Below are 19,534 nucleotides of genomic sequence, written 5' to 3'. Positions count from 1 at the left end.
TCAACAGGAAAGTGAGGGAGATACGATGATTAATCCTCACGCAAGATGAGAGAATTTCATGTTCAAGGATTGAACGGGGGCAGCGCAGCGCCACCCCCGAGGTTAAAGCGAGGATTTAAAGCAGTTGTGCCAAGCGATTAAGGTCGGACTGGATGGCTCCAGCCGTCACGTCGCGACCGGCCCCTGGCCCACGGATCACCAGCGGGTTGTCGCGGTACCAGCGGCTCTCGATGGCAAACACGTTGTCACAAGGCAGCAGCGAAGCCAGCGGATGTTCTGGCCGCACGGCCTCAACGCCAACGCGCGCTTTGCCATTGGCATCGAAACGCGCCACATGGCGCAGTACCAGGCCCATTTCGTTGGCTGCTTCGAAACGCTGTAGCATTTGCTGATTCAGCGCATCGCCGTTCTCGAAGAACTGATCGATGGAGCCTTGCTCCGCGCCTGCAGGCACCAGCGACTCCACACGCACCTGGTTAGGTTCAATGTCATAACCCGCCTCACGCGCCAGGATCACCAGCTTACGCATCACGTCTTGTCCAGACAGGTCAACACGCGGATCCGGTTCCGTCAGCCCCTGCTGCCAAGCCTGATCCACCAGCTCGGTGAACGGCACCGTGCCGTCAAACTGCAGGAACAGCCAGGAAAGCGTGCCAGAGAAGATACCGCTGATCGCCAGGATGCTGTCCCCGCTGTCGCGCAGATCGCGCACGGTATGGTTCACCGGTAACCCGGCCCCCACGGTGGCGTTATACAGCCAGTGGCGGCCCGTTTTGGCAAACGCATCGCGGATCTGGCGGTAATTGGCGCTGCATGAGGCCCCCGCCAGCTTGTTGGCGCTGATCACATGGAAACCATAGCTGGCAAAGTCCAGATATTGCTCCGCCAACTCCCCGCTGGCGGTGACATCTAGCACCACCAGATCGTCGAACGGGTGTGCCCGCATCCACAGGAACAGCGATTCTTCGTCCAGCTCCTGGGCTTCATCTTCAAAGAACGCCAGCGCACGGCTGGCATCCAGCCCTTCGTAATTGAGCAGGCTGCGACGGCTATCCACCACCCCTGCCAGGCTAAACTCAAATCCGCTACGCGCAGAGATGTTCTTCTGTTCGCGAGCAAACAGCTCCAACCAACGTGAACCAATATTGCCTTTGCCAAACAGCACCAGGCCAATACGCTTTTCCGCACGGAACAGCGTTTGGTGCAGGCCCTGGATCAGCAGACCGGTCGGCCCCTGACGCAGCACGGCCACCAGGCTGATGCCATCCTCGGCCTGCCAGATGAACTCCACCGGCTGGTCCTTCAACTGCTGATAGAAACGATGGCTATGCAACGGGTTCTTGCACACGCCCGCGCCCACCAACGCTACCAGCGCCAACCCTTCACGCAGTTGCAGTTCACCCGGTAATCCGGCCTCCTGCAAAATGCGCAGCACGCTGCCCACCACTTCAGAGGTGTAGCAAAGCTGGATCAGGTTACGGTCAGGATGGACCCCTACGGCCAAAGGTTTGATCTGCGCGCGCTTGAGCACCAGATCCAACTCTTTCTGCGCCAGCTTGAAGTCATGCTGCGGCGCAACGCTGAGTTCGATCAAGCAGACATCATCGTGGCTGGTGACAATTTTGGCACCGGTACCGGAAGCCAGTACGCGCTCGATACGGGTTGAGCCCTGTTCTGGCTGATAGCTGCAACGCAGTTGCAGATCGATATCGCTGCCAGACACCGGCTGCAAAGTACGAGTATGCAGCACCGGAGCCGCCAGGCGGGCTAGCTCGCTGGCCTCATCCAGGCGCAGCAGCGGCAGCAGGCAGGCATCTTTCACTTTGCGCGGATCGGCGCTGTAAACCCCGGCCACGTCGCTCCAGATGGTGACTCGCTCCACACCGGCCAATGCGCCAACCTGCGTGGCGGAATAGTCACTGCCGTTGCGCCCCAACAGCACGGTTTCACCGCTGTCATTACGCGAAATAAAGCCGGTCACTACCAGACGTTTGCCCGGATGTTGTGCCAGCAGTTGCTGCAATAACGGATAGGAGCGGCCTTCGTCGACCTGCGGTTGCGCCGCACGTTCGGCACGCAGGAAATCACGCGCGTCCAGCCATGCCGCCTGCATGTCCTGCTTGTTCAGCACCGCAGCCATCAGGCGGGCTGACCAGATCTCACCGTGCCCCACCACTTCGGCATACACCGCATCATCAACCTTGCCGTCCAGCAGGATGGCCAGGCGTTCAAGATCGTGGATAAATTCGGCAATCAGCGGTTCCGCCGTTTCTACAGGCAACAACCCGCCGATCAGCTCACTGTGATAACGGCGCAGCGTTTGCTGCACCTGATGCGCGGAAAGACGATCGCTCTGGCTGAGCTTCAACCAGCTGATCAGTTGGTTGGTGGTGCTACCCGCCGCCGACACCACCATCATGTCACCCGGCTGGCTGTATTCGGCCATGATCCCGGCCACCCGCAGATAACACTTCACATCTGCCAGGCTGCTGCCGCCAAATTTGTGCAGTTGACGCCCGCTAACCGGCCCTGCTACCGCAATTGCATTCATGACTTACCTCGTAGCCGCCGCCTGGAAGGCTTGTTCCAGATCGGCAATCAAATCTTCGCTGTCTTCAATCCCCACGGAAACACGCAGCAGGCTTTCGGAAATCCCCGCTGCGGCACGCGCTTCTGGCGCCATACCGGCGTGAGTCATGGTTGCCGCATGTGAGATCAGGCTTTCTACGCCACCCAGGGATTCCGCCAGCGTAAACAGCTCCAGAGCAGACAGGAAACGGCGCAGCAGCGCTTCATCCCCATCCAGTTCAAAGCTGAGCATGGCACCGAACCCACGTTGCTGACGGCACGCAATCTCATGGCCAGGGTTTTCTGGCAAGGAAGGATGATACAGCTTTTTGACCAAGGGTTGCTGCTGTAAATAGCCGACAATCGCCTCGGCATTATGTTGTGCAGCCTTGATACGTGGCGACAGGGTTCGCATCCCCCGCAATAACAAATAGCTATCGAATGCCGCGCCGGTGACGCCAATATTGTTGGCCCACCAGGCCAGCTCGACCGCCAGATCTTTATCTTTAGCAATCACCGCGCCCGCGACCACGTCGGAGTGGCCGTTGAGGTATTTGGTACAAGAGTGGACGACCAGATCGGCACCCAGTTCGATCGGCTGTTGCAGCGCCGGGCTGAGGAAGGTGTTGTCCACCACGGTCAGCGCACCGGCTTCGTGGGCCGCTTTACAGATGGCGGCAATATCCACCACGCGTAATAACGGATTGCTTGGGCTTTCGATCAGCACCAACTTCGGCTTTTGTGCCAACGCATCGCGCAGTGCGGCTTCATTCCCTTGATCGACAAACAGCACCCGATACGCCCCGCGTTTGCTCAGGCTATCGAACAGGCGGTAGCTACCACCGTAGCAATCATGAGGGGCCACCAGCAGATCGCCCGGTTTGAGAAATACCGTGGTCACCAGATGGATCGCCGACATCCCGCTCCCGGTCATCACCGCACCCGCACCTCCTTCCAACTCTGCCAGCGCACGCTGCACGACATCACGCGTAGGGTTACCACGGCGTGAGTAATCATGAGCTCGGGGCTGGTTGAAATCGGTGAAGTTATAGGTGCTGGAAAGATGGATCGGCGGGACGACACAGCCGTACTGTTCGTCATCATTCAGACCGCTACGTACGGCAATCGTGGCTGGTTTACGCGTCATAGGGTGGCTCGGCTCTCGGAAAGTGGGGGAATGAGGCCTAAAGATTAACCGCAGTGGATATAGACGTCAATACATCTGGACATCTAAACTTCTTTGCGTATAGATTGAGCAAAGGGACAATACCCGCTAAAATTATGGCGGTTTGTAATATTGATAAGATGTCAGCCCAACAATGCATAGGCATAGCCTATTAAATCATCAGATTCAGTGACCCTTATCGCGTAAAGTAGACATTTATTTAGTGAGCACAGTGAAGATCGGGCATAATTGGCCGGTTTTTAGAATTTTGTATTTTTCAGACAATTTTAAGGTGTCCCATGGCTGAGTGGAACGGCGAGTATGTCAGCCCTTACGCTGAACACGGTAAAAAGAGCGAGCAAGTCAAAAAAATCACGGTATCCATTCCGCTGAAGGTGCTGAAAATCCTGACGGATGAACGGACTCGTCGCCAGGTAAACAACCTGCGCCACGCCACCAACAGCGAACTGCTGTGTGAAGCATTCCTGCACGCCTTTACCGGCCAGCCGCTGCCGAACGATGAAGACCTGCGCAAAGAACGCAGCGATGAAATCCCGGAAGCCGCGAAAGTACTGATGCGAGAATTGGGTGTCGACCCTGATACCTGGGAATATTGATCCTGCCTGCACCGAAGGCAAAAACGAAAAAAGGCGCCCGAAGGCGCCTTTTTCATCTGACGATAAGAAAACTTATTTCTTAACGCCTGGTACGCTGAAACGCTTGTTGAAGCGGTCAACGCGGCCACCGGTAGCAACATCACGCTGCTTGCCAGTGTAGAACGGGTGGCATTCGCCACAAACGTCCAGGTTCAGATCGTGACCCACGGTAGAGCGGATTTTGATCACATTACCGCAAGAGCAGTTTGCAGTAACTTCGTCGTATTTAGGGTGAATACCTTTTTTCATGGGAGAACCTCAGTTAAGGCCGTGTCGCTATCCAGCCCTGTTCCGCCAGACACCACACGTGGTTGATAATAGGTTTTGATATGGGATTATACCAAAGGCGGCAAATTATACAGAATAAAATGTAGCGCGCAATCGGATCCGTACATTTGCCAGCCTACCGTGTAAACTAGCCAACACTTTTTTCTACCTGGACAGCCACATGCCTGTTGTACACGTTGCTCTACCGGTTCCCCTTGCCCGCACCTTCGATTATCTGCTGCCCGCAGGCCTGCAGCCGGTCATCGGCGCGCGCGTCAGTGTGCCTTGGGGAAAGCAACGGGCGATAGGCATCATCACCGGCAACAGCGAGAGCAGTGAACTGCCGCTGGAAAGGCTCAAGCCCATCGATAGCCTGCTGGATAACGACTCGCTGTTCACTACCAGCCTGTGGCGCATCCTGCTGTGGGCCAGCGAATACTACCATTACCCGATCGGTGAAGTGTTGTTCCATGCGCTGCCCATTCTATTGCGTCAGGGTAAGCCCGCAGAGGCCGCCCCGCTGTGGCAATGGTTTGCTACCGAACAGGGGCGCGCAACCCCGCCGGAAAGCCTGAAGCGTGCGCCAAAGCAGCAACAGGCACTGGCGGCGCTGCTACAACGCCCGGTGTATCGCCATCAGGTGAGCGAACTGGAACTGACGGAAAGCGCGCTCCAGGCGCTGCGTACAAAAGGCTTGATCGACCTGCGTTCGCAAACGGTAGCAACGCAGGATTGGCGGCCAGGCTTTGCCGTGCTCGGTGAACGGCTGCGGCTCAATACCGAACAGGCCACCGCCGTGGGCGCAATCCGCAGTGAAGACGAACAGTTTGCCGCCTGGCTGCTGGCCGGGGTCACCGGATCCGGCAAAACCGAGGTTTACCTCAGCGTGCTGGAAAATATCCTGGCGAAAGGTAAGCAGGCGCTGGTGTTGGTGCCGGAGATCGGCCTGACCCCGCAGACCATCGCTCGCTTTCGCGAACGCTTCAACGCGCCGGTAGAAGTCCTGCACTCCGGCCTGAACGACAGCGAACGGCTGGCCGTTTGGCTGCGCGCGCGCAGCGGTGAAGCCGCCATTGTGATCGGCACCCGTTCGGCATTGTTCACCCCCTTCTCGCGCCTTGGGGTGATCATCATCGACGAAGAACACGACAGCTCCTATAAACAGCAGGAAGGCTGGCGCTATCACGCTCGCGATCTGGCGGTGTTCCGCGCTCACGCCGAAAACATCCCGCTGGTGATGGGCTCGGCAACACCAGCGCTGGAAACACTGCACAACGTGCAGTTAGGTAAGTACCGTCAGCTCAAACTGACCCAGCGGGCGGGCAACGCCAAACCGGCCAACCAACATCTGATCGATTTGAAAGGCCTGCCGCTGAAGGTCGGGCTCTCTCAGCCCCTGCTGAAAAGCATGCAGCACCACCTGAAGAACGGCAATCAGGTGATCCTGTTTCTTAACCGCCGTGGCTATGCCCCCGCGCTGCTGTGCCATGAGTGTGGTTGGATCGCCGAATGCCAGCGCTGCGACCATTACTATACGTTCCACCAGCATCAACGCCAGCTACGCTGCCACCACTGCGACAGCCAGCGCCCGGTGCCACATCAGTGCCCGCAGTGCGGTACCACCAACCTGGTTTCCGTCGGCGTCGGTACCGAACAGTTGGAGAATGAACTGGCTCCCTTGTTCCCGGAAACCGCCATTACCCGTATCGATCGCGATACCACCAGCCGCAAGGGGTCACTGGAACAGCATCTGGCCGATATTCACCGTGGCGGCCCGCGTATCCTGATCGGCACGCAAATGCTGGCCAAAGGCCACCACTTCCCGGATGTCACCCTGGTGGCATTGCTCGACGTGGACGGCGCGCTATTCTCCGCCGATTTCCGTTCTGCCGAGCGTTTTGCCCAGCTTTATACTCAGGTTTCAGGCCGTGCCGGCAGGGCAGGTAAACAGGGTGAAGTGCTGCTGCAAACTCATCACCCGGAACATCCGTTACTGCAAATCCTGCTGCAACAGGGCTACGACGCCTTTGCCAAGCAAACCCTGGCCGAGCGTAACAGCGTCTTCCTGCCGCCCTACACCAGCCACATCATCGTGCGTTCGGAAGATCACGATAACCAGCAGGCACCGCTGTTCTTACAGCAGCTACGCAATCTGTTGGAAGCCAGCCCGCTGAGGGATGATTCGCTGTGGGTCATGGGCCCGGTTCCGGCCCTGCAACCCAAACGCGGGGGTCGCTTCCGCTGGCAACTGTTGTTGCAGCACCCGTCCAGAAAACTGTTACAGCACCTGATAAAAAGCACGTTGCCATTGATTGGCACCCTGCCTCAGGCGCGTAAAGTTAAATGGACGTTAGACGTTGATCCCATTGATAGTTGATTGAGAAAATTCTTAATTCCACGGTAAAAAGCAAACGTTTACACCACAATTTGCGAGCGAACACGAAAAAACCTTCCTGCGTCACACTTTTCATGCAAATTAGGTAACAAAAGCGGCCCGTAATCTGTTTAGAATGTCGGTGAAGGCATTTTTTCAGCCAGGCAATGGAATGCTTGAATGTGGATGACGCTAAAAATAACACCACCACCACTGCATGCCAGAATTTGTGAGCAAACTGAAGTAACCGCGTTAGCCGGGTGCTGACGCAAGGAGAAAGGCGTTGGAACACAAGCAAGAATTACCCATGGCGACCATGAAAGACGTTGCCGAAATGGCCGGCGTTTCCACGGCAACCGTGTCGCGTGCGCTGATGAATCCGGAAAAGGTGTCAACGCCAACGCGCCAGAAAGTAGAACAGGCCGTGCTGGCCGTGGGTTACTCCCCTCATGCCCTGACACGCAATATCAAACGCAATGAATCCCGCACTATCCTGGTGATCGTCCCGGACATCTGCGATCCGTTTTTCGCCGACGTGATCCAGGGGATCGAGCAAACGGCAGCGCAGCAGGGTTATCTGGTCCTGATCGGCGACTGTGCGCAGCAGAACCAGCAGGAACGCACCTTCGTTAACCTGATCATCACCAAACAAATTGATGGCATGCTGCTGCTCGGCTCTAACCTGCCTTTCGACGCCAGCAAGGAAGAGCAGCGCAACCTGCCCCCAATGGTGATGGCCAACGAGTTTGCACCGGAGCTGGAACTGCCAACGGTGCATATCGACAACCTGACCGCCGCGTTTGAAGCCGTACATTATCTGCACCAGCTTGGCCATAAACAGATCGCCTGTATCGCCGGACCAGAGCAGATGCCGCTGAGCCATTATCGGTTGCAAGGCTACATTCAGGCGCTACGCCGTAATGGCATTACCGTCGAAAGCAGCTATATTACCCGGGGTGACTTCACCTACGAAGCCGGTGCGCAGGCGTTAGCCTCACTGATGGCGCTACCGAAACCGCCAACGGCGGTCTTTTGTCACAGCGACGTCATGGCAATCGGCGTATTGTCCCAGGCGAAAAAGCTGGGCTTGCGGGTACCGCAGGATCTGTCGATTGTCGGCTTTGACGATATCAAGCTGGCACAGTATTGCGATCCACCGCTGACCACCGTGGCACAGCCCCGCTTCCAGATTGGCCAGCAGGCAATGTTGCTGCTGCTGGAACAGTTGCATGGGCAAACCGTGAACAGCGGTTCCCGGCTACTGGACAGTGAACTGATCATCAGAGGCAGCACCGCGGCCCCTAAACGCTAGTCAAATATTTTCGGGTTAAGTAACATGGCAGACCCAGCGCCGGCCAAACCGGCGTAATGATTATTGTTGTGGTCATTTTGCCAGAACCGCTCCCCGGAGCCTGCCTACACCTACAGGGCAGTAAGCTGATGCAAAATGGCCGATAAAATAGCTAGAGGATAGGTTTTAACCTCATCACGACACAGCGGAATTATAGTGGCACAGAGAGACTATGTAGGCCGCGGGCGCTCAGGAGCAGCGCGGCGCAAGACCCCCAGCCGTAAAAAACGCAGTTCTCCAAAGGTATCCAAAACCGTGGTGGCGCTTGCCGTCGCCATTCTGGTTGTCTTTATCGGTGGTCTTTATTTCATTACCCACAACAAACCGGATGAAACACCGATGTTGCCTACGCATGGCACACGCCCGGGCAACGGTCTGCCACCGAAGCCGGAAGAGCGTTGGCGTTACATCAAAGAGCTGGAGAACCGCCAGATCGGCGTCAAGACACCTACCGAGCCAACGGCCGGGGGAGAGGTCAATTCCAAAACTCAGTTGACCGACGAACAGCGCCAATTGCTGGAGCAGATGCAGGCTGATATGCAGCAGCGCCCAACGCAGCTGTCTGAAGTGCCTTACAACGATCCTTCACAGCTGCGTAACGGTGGGCGGCAACAACAGGTACAGCAGCAGATAGCACCACCGGTGCAGCAACAGCAGGTCACTCAGCCTCGCAACCCGTTCAACAACGGCGCAGCACCCGTGCAGCAGCAACCGGTACAGCAGCCGAAGCCGCAGGTACAGCAACCAAAACCACAGGCCGTGACTCCGCCAGTGCAGACCCGTCAGCCTGAAGTGAAACAAGAAGTAAAAACGGAAGCGGCCAAGCCGGAAACCAAACCTGAGTCGAAGCAGAAGTGGATGGTGCAATGTGGTTCGTTCCGCGCAGCCGATCAGGCCGAGTCGGTACGGGCACAACTGGCGTTTGAAGGGGTTGAAAGCCGGGTCACCGCAGGCGGTGGCTGGAATCGAGTGATGCTCGGCCCATACAGCAGCCGCGCCGCAGCAGACAAAACCTTGTCGCGCCTGAAGGGCATTGGCATGTCAAGTTGCATTCCCCTCTCCGTCGGGGGTTGAAAAGCGTCAATCTCCCCCCATCTATAGTCTCAATATGCCTCGTAGTCTCTGCCAACGCAGAGGCTGCGGGGACTTCTTTCCGTCCGCAACGAGGGTCTGCTCGTGACAACAATTGTAAGCGTACGCCGCAACGGCCAGGTAGTGATCGGTGGCGATGGCCAGGCCACACTGGGCAACACGGTAATGAAGGGCAACGTCAAAAAAGTCCGTCGCCTGTATAACGACAAAGTGATTGCCGGTTTCGCCGGGGGTACGGCTGACGCTTTTACCCTGTTCGAACTGTTCGAGCGCAAGCTGGAGATGCACCAGGGCCATCTGGTGAAAGCGGCCGTTGAGCTGGCGAAAGACTGGCGTACCGACCGCATGCTACGCAAGCTGGAAGCCCTGCTGGCGGTAGCCGATGAGAATGCCTCGCTGATCATCACCGGTAACGGTGACGTGATTCAGCCAGAAAATGATTTGATTGCGATCGGCTCCGGTGGCCCTTATGCCCAGTCGGCCGCCCGCGCGCTGTTGGAAAATACCGAAATGAGCGCCCGCGAAATCGTGGAGAAATCCCTGACCATCGCCGGCGACATCTGTATTTACACCAACCATTGTCACACCATTGAAGAATTGCCTTCCAAAGCGTAAGGATCGAATACCATGTCTGAAATGACCCCGCGCGAGATCGTCAGCGAACTGGACAGCTACATCATCGGCCAAAACAAAGCCAAACGTGCTGTCGCCATTGCCCTGCGCAACCGCTGGCGCCGGATGCAGCTCAACGAGATGCTGCGTCACGAAGTGACCCCAAAAAATATTCTGATGATCGGCCCAACCGGCGTCGGTAAAACCGAGATCGCCCGTCGTCTGGCTAAACTGGCCAACGCTCCCTTCATCAAGGTAGAAGCCACCAAGTTCACCGAAGTAGGCTATGTAGGTAAAGAAGTGGACTCTATCATCCGCGATCTGACCGATGCCGCCGTGAAAATGGTGCGTCTGCAATCGATCGAGAAAAACCGCACCCGTGCGGAAGAGATGGCAGAAGAACGCATTCTCGACGTGCTGATCCCACCGGCCAAGAACAACTGGGGCCAGGCAGAAGAGCAGAATGAACCTTCTGCCGCTCGCCAGGCATTCCGTAAGAAACTGCGTGAAGGTCAGCTGGACGATAAAGAAATCGAAATCGATCTGGCTTCGGCCCCGATGGGCGTGGAAATCATGGCTCCTCCGGGCATGGAAGAGATGACCAACCAGTTGCAATCGATGTTCCAAAACCTCGGTGGGCAGAAGCAGAAACCGCGTAAAGTGAAGATCAAGGAAGCCTTCAAGCTGCTGATCGAAGAAGAAGCGGCCAAGCTGGTAAACCCGGAAGAGCTGAAAGAGCAGGCGGTGGAAGCCGTTGAGCAGCACGGTATCGTGTTTATCGATGAGATCGACAAAATCTGTAAGCGCAGCGGCCAGAGCTCCGGCCCGGACGTGTCCCGCGAGGGCGTCCAACGCGACCTGCTGCCGTTGGTGGAAGGCTGTACGGTATCAACCAAGCACGGCATGGTGAAAACCGATCACATTCTGTTTATCGCCTCTGGCGCGTTCCAGACGGCCAGCCCTTCCGACCTGATCCCGGAACTGCAAGGCCGTCTGCCAATCCGCGTTGAGCTGCAAGCGCTGACCACGGAAGATTTTGAACGTATCCTGACCGAGCCAAGCGCATCGCTTACCGAGCAGTACAAAGCGTTGATGGCTACCGAAGGCGTCACTATCGATTTCACCGCTGACGGTATCCGCCGCATCGCTGAAGCCGCCTGGCAGGTTAACGAAAGCACCGAAAACATCGGCGCACGTCGTTTGCACACCGTACTGGAGCGTCTGATGGAAGATATTTCGTACGATGCGAGTGAAATTGGCGGCCAATCCATTACAATTGACGCGGAATACGTGCGCAATCATCTGGATGAACTGGTAGCGGATGAAGATCTGAGTCGTTTTATCCTATAATCGCTCTATCACTGTCCTGTCAGTTATCTTTGTGGGAGGCATTGCCTCCCACATTTATTTTTAACGGACACCGTCTTTTGACTTACTGAAGCGAAATATGAGCTCATCAACCACCACCACCCCGGCCAGAGCCTGGCTGGAAAGTTTACGACCACGAACCCTGCCATTGGCCTTTGCCTCCATCGTTGTCGGTTCCGCGATCGCGGCCTGGCAGGGCAGCCTGAAGCCCGGCGTGGCGCTGTTGGCTCTGCTGACCGCAGGTCTGCTGCAGATCCTCTCCAACCTGGCCAATGATTACGGCGATGCGGTAAAAGGCAGCGATAAAGAAGACCGTATCGGTCCGTTGCGCGGCATGCAAAAGGGCATGATCACTCAAAGCCAGATGAAACGGGCCTTGATGCTGACGGTGGTGCTGATCGCCATTTCCGGTTGCTGGCTAATCGCCGTCGCCTGTGAAAAACCTAGCGATGTAGTGGGCTTCCTGGTGCTGGGCGGGCTAGCGATTATCGCGGCCATTACCTATACAGTGGGCACCAAACCTTACGGTTATCTGGGGCTGGGCGATATTTCGGTATTGGTGTTTTTCGGCTGGCTCAGCGTGGCAGGCACCTACTATCTACAGACTCACACTTTCGATAGCGTCGTGATGTTGCCAGCCACCGCCTGTGGCCTGCTCGCGGCGGCGGTGTTGAACATCAATAATCTGCGCGATATCGAAAGTGACCGCGCTAACGGCAAAAATACCCTGGCCGTCCGCCTTGGCCCACAGAATGCGCGCTATTACCACGCAACGCTGCTGATCGCCGCCGTGGTCTGCTTTGCCCTGTTCACCCTGCTTAACCTGCACAGCCTGTGGGGCTGGCTGTTTGTGCTGGCCATCCCGTTTCTGTATCGCCACGGTATGCGTGTCTTACGTGACCCTACGGCCGTCGGTATGCGTCCGATGCTGGAACATATGGTCAAGGCCGCCTTGCTCGCCAACGTGCTGTTTGCTATTGGCGTAGTGCTCAGTTAGTTGAGACTTGCGTACCAGAACGCATCCTGGCACTGATGATTTTGCCAACGGGGCGAATAAAGGGATATACTGGTTATTCCAGCGGCAAACAGACGTAAAATCCTATGAAATACGATACTTCCGAACTTTGCGATATCTATCAGGAAGAGGTCAACGTAGTTGAGCCTCTGTTCTCCAACTTTGGCGGGCGTACTTCATTTGGCGGGCAAATCACTACGGTGAAATGCTTCGAGGATAACGGCCTGCTGTTTGAACTGCTCGAAGAAAACGGCCGTGGCCGCGTGTTAGTGATCGACGGCGGCGGCTCGGTACGCCGTGCCCTGATCGACGCGGAGCTGGCCCGTCTGGCGACTCAGAACGAATGGGAAGGCATCGTGGTTTACGGTGCGGTGCGCCAGGTGGACGATCTGGAAGAACTGGACATCGGCATTCAGGCGATGGCAGCGATCCCGGTAGGAGCCACCAGCGAAGCGATAGGCGAAAGTGATATCCGCGTGAATTTTGGCGGTGTGACCTTCTTCTCTGGCGATCATCTGTATGCCGACAACACCGGCATCATCCTTTCTGAAGACCCGCTCGATATCGAGTAACCGCAGAAAATGACAAAGGGCGCCTGAGGCGCCCTTTTCGTTGGTGCTAATGGATCAGACTTCTTCCATTTTACCCAGCAATGCGCGCAGGCGATCTTGCCACACGTGCTGCTCTTCTTTCAGCTGCTGGTTTTCACGGACCAGTGACTCGTGGTTACCCGCAGCGCTCTGAACTTCCTGAGACAGGGAATTGTTTTTCTCTTTCAGCTCTTCAATTTCCATCTGCAACAGCGTGATGGTATCGATCGCCTGCTGAACTTTTGCTTCCAGTTTTTCAAATACTTCAAATGACATTCTTCAGTCCCCTCATGATAGCAAGGCGTACATCCATAAGTAGCGCCGCAACCTTAGCTGCAGCGACTGCGAATATGCTCGCGTAACCAACAGGCCCAGCGCCTGTTTCGATAAAACCTTTCCCGCAATAAAAACGATTGTAAGTAGCCAGCCCCCCAGTGTCTAGCAACATACCGACCCAACGCGCACTCTGTTGCAATTTTCCTACCCTGGCTATCGGTCAAAGCTGAAAGTCACCGCTGCCAAACGGCAGGGTTGTTAACAAATAGAGACAAAATAACTGGTCAGATCACCGTTTTATGGCGCAGAAAGAACACCGAACAACGCGAATTCGCTCAATTTTATGACGAAGTACACACATTTTGATTTCGCTATTTCTCGTTTATGCTCGTTAACGATAAATTTACATCACATCCTCAACCGATAAGAGGACGTGAAGAAAAACTCTGTAGCTCAAGGCCAAAACGCCAACGCGCCAAGCCTAGATAACCTATAACCGTCGTCTGCAGGACAATAATATTATGAGCCAAACCATCAGTCCGACCTTAAAAGGCCAGTGCATCGCTGAATTCCTCGGCACCGGTCTGTTGATTTTCTTTGGCGTAGGCTGTGTGGCAGCGCTGAAACTGGCAGGTGCCAGCTTCGGCCAGTGGGAAATCAGCATCATTTGGGGCCTGGGGGTGGCGATGGCCATCTATCTGACCGCCGCCATTTCCGGTGCTCACCTGAACCCGGCCGTCACGCTCGCGCTGTGGCTGTTCGCCTGCTTTGATGGACGCAAAGTACTCCCTTACATCGTTGCGCAGATTGCGGGTGCCTTTTGCGCGGCAGCACTGGTCTACGGGCTGTATTACAGTCTGTTCTTCGATTTTGAAGCCGCCCACCAGATGGTGCGTGGCAGCAACGAAAGCCTCGAATTGGCCGGCATTTTCTCGACTTATCCCAACGCACATATCTCCGTCGGCCAGGCCTTCTTGGTAGAAACCGTGATCACCGCCATCCTGATGTGCCTGATCCTGGCGCTGACAGACGACGGCAACGGCATTCCACGCGGCCCGCTGGCACCGCTGTTGATCGGTATTCTGATTGCCGTCATCGGTGCCTCTATGGGACCATTAACCGGCTTTGCACTGAACCCAGCGCGTGACTTTGGCCCGAAACTGTTCGCCTACCTGGCGGGCTGGGGCAACGTGGCCTTCACCGGCGCTCGCGACATCCCTTACTTCCTGGTGCCTATCTTCGGCCCTATCGTCGGTGCAGGTTTGGGCGCCTTTGGTTATCGCGCGCTGATCGGTCGCCATCTGCCTTGTGACGTTTGCTTCGAGGAAGAGCAACCCGCCACTAAACCAGAACAACGTAAAGCGTGATTGGCACGGCTTTAAACGGTTAACCACAGTAGGACTCAAAATTATGACAACCGAAAAAAAATACATTGTCGCCCTCGACCAGGGAACCACCAGTTCACGTGCCGTAGTGCTCGATCACGATGCCAATATTGTTGCGGTTTCACAGCGTGAATTTACGCAGATCTACCCGAAGGCCGGCTGGGTAGAGCACGACCCGATGGAAATCTGGTCCTCACAAAGTTCCACCTTGGTCGAAGTGCTGGCCAAGGCCGATATCAGTTCTGACCAAATCGCCGGGATCGGCATTACCAACCAGCGTGAAACCACCATCGTCTGGGAAAAAGAGACCGGTAAACCGATTTATAACGCGATCGTCTGGCAGTGCCGTCGTACTGCCGACATCTGCGAAAAACTCAAGCGTGATGGCCTGGAAGAGTATATCCGCCACAATACCGGCCTGGTGGTTGACCCTTACTTCTCGGGTACCAAGGTCAAATGGATCCTTGACCACGTCGAAGGCGCGCGCGAACGTGCCAAGCGCGGTGAACTGCTGTTTGGTACCGTCGACACCTGGCTGGTGTGGAAGATGACCCAAGGGCGGGTTCACGTGACCGACTACACCAACGCCTCGCGTACCATGATGTTCAACATCCATGAGCTGGACTGGGACGATCGGATGCTGGAAGCGCTGGACATCCCACGCGCCATGCTGCCAGCAGTCCGTCCTTCTTCCGAAGTGTATGGCCAGACCAACATCGGGGGTAAAGGCGGGACGCGTATTCCTATCGCCGGGATCGCCGGTGACCAGCAGGCGGCGCTGTATGGCCAACTCTGCGTCCAGCCGGGTATGGCGAAAAACACCTACGGCACCGGCTGCTTCCTGTTGATGAATACCGGCAAAGAGGCAGTACGCTCCAGCCACGGCTTGCTGACCACCATCGCCTGCGGCCCACGCGGCGAAGTGAACTATGCGCTGGAAGGTGCGGTGTTTATTGGCGGTGCCTCTATCCAGTGGCTGCGCGACGAGCTGAAACTGATCAGCGATGCCGCCGACTCCGAATACTTCGCCACCAAGGTCAAAGACAGCAATGGCGTCTACGTGGTGCCCGCCTTTACCGGCCTGGGTGCCCCCTACTGGGACCCGTATGCCCGTGGCGCTATCTTCGGCCTGACCCGCGGCGTCAACAGCAACCACATCATCCGCGCCACGCTGGAGTCTATCGCCTACCAGACCCGCGACGTGCTGGATGCTATGCAGGCCGATGCCAATACCCGTCTGCAATCGCTGCGTGTGGACGGTGGTGCGGTAGCCAACAACTTCCTGATGCAGTTCCAGTCCGATATCCTCGGCACCCGTGTTGAGCGTCCTGAGGTGCGTGAAGTGACGGCGTTGGGCGCGGCCTATCTGGCCGGGCTGGCGATTGGCTACTGGAGCGATCTGGATGAAGTGAAGAGCAAAGCCAACATCGAGCGTGAATTCCGTCCGGGTATCGAAACTACCGAGCGTAATTTCCGTTACAGCGGCTGGAAAAAGGCCGTGGCTCGTGCGCAAGCCTGGGAAGATCACGACTGATTCGTTTTACCCTGCAACAGCGCTGCCTTCGGGCAGCGTTTTTTTTGCCTCGCCCTGCCACCTCCCCCCTGTGGTAAACTTTGCCGATATTTTCTTCCCTTTTCTCACTGACAGGTTTGCCATGAAACGTGAATTAGCCATCGAATTTTCCCGCGTTACCGAAGCCGCCGCACTTGCGGGTTATAAATGGTTGGGACGCGGCGACAAAAACGCCGCCGACGGTGCTGCCGTCAATGCCATGCGCATTATGCTCAACAGGGTGGATATTGATGGCCGGATCGTGATCGGTGAAGGTGAGATTGATGAAGCCCCGATGCTGTATATCGGCGAAAACGTCGGTACCGGGCTAGGCGATGCGGTGGATATTGCCGTCGATCCCATCGAAGGCACACGCATGACCGCAATGGGGCAATCCAATGCGCTGGCGGTCCTGGCGGTAGGCGATCGTGGCACCTTCTTGCACGCTCCTGATATGTACATGGAAAAACTGGTCGTCGGCCCGCAGGCGCGTGGAGTGATCGATCTCAACTTGCCGCTAGCCACCAACCTGAACAACATCGCTGCCTGCCTAGGCAAGCCACTGACGGAGCTAACGGTGATCACGTTGGCTAAACCACGCCACGATGCGGTGATCGCAGAAATGCAGCAGCTCGGGGTGAAGGTTTTCGCTATTCCCGACGGTGATGTCGCCGCGTCGATCCTGACCTGTATGCCGGAAAGCGAAGTGGATGTGATGTACGGCATCGGTGGCGCACCGGAAGGCGTGATCTCCGCTGCGGTGATCCGGGCGCTGGATGGTGATATGCAAGCCCGCCTGCTGGCTCGCCATCAGGTCAAAGGGGATAACGAAGATAATCGCCGTATTGGCGAGCAGGAGCTGGCCCGCTGTAAAGAAATGGGCATCGAAGCCGGTAAGGTGTTGGTGCTGGATGAAATGGCGCGCAACGATAACGTGATCTTTGCCGCAACCGGCATCACCAAGGGCGATCTGCTGGAGGGCATAAGCCGCAAAGGCAATATGGCCACCACCGAAACCCTGTTAATTCGGGGCAAATCGCGCACTATCCGCCGCATCCGTTCGACCCACTATCTGGATCGCAAAGACGCAGCGCTGCACGAATTCCTGCTTTAACGCCTAGGGGCGCAGAGCGCGCCCCGTCTCTATCAGGCGGTATGTCCCTGATGCTGCATACGGCTCGATAGCGGCCACCAGCACAGCAAAATCAACAACGCCATGGCAAACATCAGCAAGCCAAGGCTGAACTGCCCGGTTTGTGGCAGCATGGCTGACAGCCAGGTTGCCAGGCCAGACCCCATATTCTGCATGCCGCCCACCAGGGCACCCGCCGCCCCGGCCAGATAAGGGAACGGCTCCATCGCACCGGTGGTCGCCAAGGGGAATAGCATCCCGGCACCGAAGAAGAACAACGCCGCAGGCACGATCAGCGTCCAGATATTCATCACCCCGAACCAACCAGGGATCCACATCATCAGCCCGGCCAACAGGCAACTGATCACCGAATGCCACATCAGGCTGTGGAAGGATTTGCCGTCACGCCCGGCATACCAGGCACCAAAGAACGCCGCCGGGATCGGCAAGATAAACAGGATACTGACGGTCAAACCGCTCAGGCCCAACACTCCGCCCATCAACACGCCACAGCTGGCTTCAAAGACGGCGATACCGGCCAGAGCACCGATCAACATCACCAGATAGCAGCTGAAGGTGCCGTCCGCCAGCAGTTGGCGGAAGCTGGAAAGCATACGGCGTTTTTCCGTTTGCTGCGGCCGGGTTTCCGGCAACCAGCGGAACATGGCAAACGCTACACCGGCGCACAACACCAGCAGGAAGCCATAACAAGCCCGCCAGCCAAACATCATCGCCAATCCCCCGCCAATCACCGGAGCCAACAGCGGGCTGACCAGAATGCCCATATTCAGCAGGCTATTGGCATAACGTAGGGAAGTGCCTGCATACAGATCGCGCGGCATGGTTCTGGCCATCACGCCCGCCACGCCGGTGCCCATACCCTGAACCGCGCTGGCGGCTACCAACATCGATAGGCTGTTGGCCAGCAAAGCGCCCAAGGCACCAAGCAGGAAAATCATCATGCCAGCCAGGATCACCGGGCGGCGGCCAATGCGATCGGAAAGCGGTCCGTAGATCAGCTGCGAGAAGCCGTAGGTCAGCAGATAAGCCGCCATAACGCGCTGCACGGAGCCGGAGGGCACCGAGAGATCGCGGGCAATATCGGCGATGATAGGTACATAAATGGTTTGCGCCATCTGACCGACGGCAACCAGCAGGATCAGCATCACCAGCAGGTGGAAGTTCTCAACTTTTCTCATTATCTTCATTAACTTATTCAGTCTTGCGACACTCAACCCCGCCTAATATCCCAGGGGGAACCACAGAGCAGCTTCTCAGCGTCGCATAAGCTAACAAATCTGATTTTTTTAGCGAGTTTCGGGCAAATATAGATCGCCGTCACACTGGCACCTATCGCTACCAGTCTCGTAAATGAAACTGTACGTATCTGTTGTCATAACGGGAAAGAGTTAAAAATGATAAACTTGCATCAGATTAGCTTTAACACTTAATCGATAATTATTTCCATCAACTTGAAATAAGATACCGCCACAGGGATTTGGGTTTTATGAAAACACCAGAGCTGATTTTATTGCAGTTAAAAACCTTGGGTCCTCATTCTGCCAAAATGCTGGCAGAGCGGCTGGAAATCACGCCGATGGGGATCCGCCAGCATCTGCAATCCCTTGAACAACGTGAGCTGGTTTGCTACGAGGAAACGCGCGCCAAAGTAGGCCGCCCGACGCGTTACTGGTCTTTGACCCAACAGGGCCATGCCCAGTTTGCCGACGGACACGATCGGCTTTCGGCGATCCTGCTGGAGTCTGCACATGAGCTGTTCGGTGCCGAAGGCATAGAAAAGCTGATCCGGGCGCGCGAGGATAAACTCTATCACCGGTACGCCGATGAGCTGGCAGAGGAAGAAGACCATCTCAGCAAGCTCAACCGCCTGGTTAACCTACGCCAGCGTGACGGCTATATGGCGGAACTGTTGGAAAGCCCGCAGGGCATGTTGCTGGTGGAAAACCACTGTCCGATCGGCGTGGCGGCCCATACTTGCAGCAACCTGTGCAACTCCGAACTGCAGCTGTTCCATCGCCTGTTTGGTAAAGGCTACCGGATAGAACGTACCGCGCATGCCATCTCCGGCTCACGACATTGTGCTTATTTGATCCGACCACGGGAGCGTTAA

The 19,534-nt window shown here is 56.4% G+C and carries 17 protein-coding genes; 12 read left to right on the top strand and 5 right to left on the bottom strand.

All coding sequences use genetic code 11. The annotated features are described in order from the left end of the window. Nucleotides 1–115 precede the first annotated feature (115 nt). Complete coding sequence (locus tag D9980_RS20860) at nt 116–2,551, bottom strand: bifunctional aspartate kinase/homoserine dehydrogenase II (protein ID WP_024482870.1); 2,436 nt, start codon at nt 2,549–2,551, stop codon at nt 116–118. A gap of 3 nt (nt 2,552–2,554) precedes the next feature. Then, nucleotides 2,555–3,715 (bottom strand): cystathionine gamma-synthase, encoded by a 1,161-nt coding sequence (gene metB / locus D9980_RS20855; protein WP_021181896.1) that lies wholly within the window; start codon nt 3,713–3,715, stop codon nt 2,555–2,557. Between the two features lie 317 nt (nt 3,716–4,032). Between metB and metJ the strand changes: the two genes are divergently transcribed. Continuing rightward, nucleotides 4,033–4,350 carry a met regulon transcriptional regulator MetJ gene (metJ, locus tag D9980_RS20850; protein WP_006317756.1) on the top strand — a complete coding sequence of 106 codons (318 nt, stop codon included), beginning with the start codon at nt 4,033–4,035 and terminating at the stop codon, nt 4,348–4,350. 72 nt (nt 4,351–4,422) lie between these two features. Here the strand turns inward: metJ and rpmE are convergent, their stop codons facing one another. Then, on the bottom strand, nt 4,423–4,638 hold the full coding sequence (gene rpmE / locus D9980_RS20845; RefSeq protein WP_024482871.1) for a 50S ribosomal protein L31: 216 nt from the start codon (nt 4,636–4,638) through the stop codon (nt 4,423–4,425). Nucleotides 4,639–4,837: 199 nt separating this feature from the next. Here rpmE and priA point away from each other — a divergent pair, with 199 nt between their 5' ends. From priA to rraA, 7 genes are all read left to right on the top strand, one after another. Next, nucleotides 4,838–7,033, top strand: coding sequence for a primosomal protein N' (gene priA, locus D9980_RS20840; RefSeq protein ID WP_121608329.1), 2,196 nt, complete (start codon nt 4,838–4,840; stop codon nt 7,031–7,033). A gap of 280 nt (nt 7,034–7,313) precedes the next feature. Continuing rightward, the gene (gene cytR, locus D9980_RS20835) at nt 7,314–8,342 is read left to right on the top strand and encodes a DNA-binding transcriptional regulator CytR (RefSeq protein WP_024482873.1); all 1,029 of its coding nucleotides are present in this window, start codon (nt 7,314–7,316) and stop codon (nt 8,340–8,342) included. A gap of 195 nt (nt 8,343–8,537) precedes the next feature. Then, a complete protein-coding gene (gene ftsN, locus D9980_RS20830; RefSeq protein ID WP_121608328.1) occupies nt 8,538–9,455 on the top strand; it encodes a cell division protein FtsN in 918 nt (305 codons plus the stop codon). Between the two features lie 102 nt (nt 9,456–9,557). Further along, nucleotides 9,558–10,088, top strand: a complete 531-nt coding sequence (gene hslV / locus D9980_RS20825) for an ATP-dependent protease subunit HslV (protein ID WP_024482875.1) — start codon at nt 9,558–9,560, stop codon at nt 10,086–10,088. A gap of 12 nt (nt 10,089–10,100) precedes the next feature. Continuing rightward, a complete protein-coding gene (gene hslU / locus D9980_RS20820; protein ID WP_024482876.1) occupies nt 10,101–11,435 on the top strand; it encodes an HslU--HslV peptidase ATPase subunit in 1,335 nt (444 codons plus the stop codon). Nucleotides 11,436–11,532: 97 nt separating this feature from the next. After that, on the top strand, nt 11,533–12,450 hold the full coding sequence (locus D9980_RS20815) for a 1,4-dihydroxy-2-naphthoate polyprenyltransferase (RefSeq protein ID WP_024482877.1): 918 nt from the start codon (nt 11,533–11,535) through the stop codon (nt 12,448–12,450). Nucleotides 12,451–12,554: 104 nt separating this feature from the next. Continuing rightward, nucleotides 12,555–13,040, top strand: a complete 486-nt coding sequence (rraA, locus tag D9980_RS20810; RefSeq protein ID WP_021181888.1) for a ribonuclease E activity regulator RraA — start codon at nt 12,555–12,557, stop codon at nt 13,038–13,040. Nucleotides 13,041–13,094: 54 nt separating this feature from the next. Here the strand turns inward: rraA and zapB are convergent, their stop codons facing one another. After that, entirely contained in the window at nt 13,095–13,334 is a 240-nt protein-coding gene (zapB, locus tag D9980_RS20805) for a septal ring assembly protein ZapB (RefSeq protein WP_021181887.1), read from the bottom strand. Nucleotides 13,335–13,855: 521 nt separating this feature from the next. Here zapB and D9980_RS20795 point away from each other — a divergent pair. From D9980_RS20795 to glpX, 3 genes are all read left to right on the top strand, one after another. Further along, nucleotides 13,856–14,701 carry an MIP/aquaporin family protein gene (locus D9980_RS20795; protein ID WP_024482879.1) on the top strand — a complete coding sequence of 282 codons (846 nt, stop codon included), beginning with the start codon at nt 13,856–13,858 and terminating at the stop codon, nt 14,699–14,701. A 43-nt stretch (nt 14,702–14,744) separates the two neighbouring features. Continuing rightward, nucleotides 14,745–16,253, top strand: a complete 1,509-nt coding sequence (gene glpK, locus D9980_RS20790; protein ID WP_021181885.1) for a glycerol kinase GlpK — start codon at nt 14,745–14,747, stop codon at nt 16,251–16,253. Between the two features lie 121 nt (nt 16,254–16,374). Then, nucleotides 16,375–17,385 carry a class II fructose-bisphosphatase gene (gene glpX / locus D9980_RS20785; protein ID WP_021181884.1) on the top strand — a complete coding sequence of 337 codons (1,011 nt, stop codon included), beginning with the start codon at nt 16,375–16,377 and terminating at the stop codon, nt 17,383–17,385. Between the two features lie 32 nt (nt 17,386–17,417). Here glpX and emrD read toward each other — a convergent pair whose 3' ends face one another. Further along, nucleotides 17,418–18,602, bottom strand: a complete 1,185-nt coding sequence (emrD, locus tag D9980_RS20780; RefSeq protein WP_021807226.1) for a multidrug efflux MFS transporter EmrD — start codon at nt 18,600–18,602, stop codon at nt 17,418–17,420. A 308-nt stretch (nt 18,603–18,910) separates the two neighbouring features. Here emrD and D9980_RS20775 point away from each other — a divergent pair, with 308 nt between their 5' ends. Next, entirely contained in the window at nt 18,911–19,534 is a 624-nt protein-coding gene (locus D9980_RS20775) for a metalloregulator ArsR/SmtB family transcription factor (protein WP_021807227.1), read from the top strand.

It is taken from the genome of Serratia sp. 3ACOL1, assembly GCF_003668775.1.
GTDB lineage: Bacteria > Pseudomonadota > Gammaproteobacteria > Enterobacterales > Enterobacteriaceae > Chania > Chania fonticola.
This window is presented reverse-complemented; position numbering and strand designations above follow the sequence as displayed.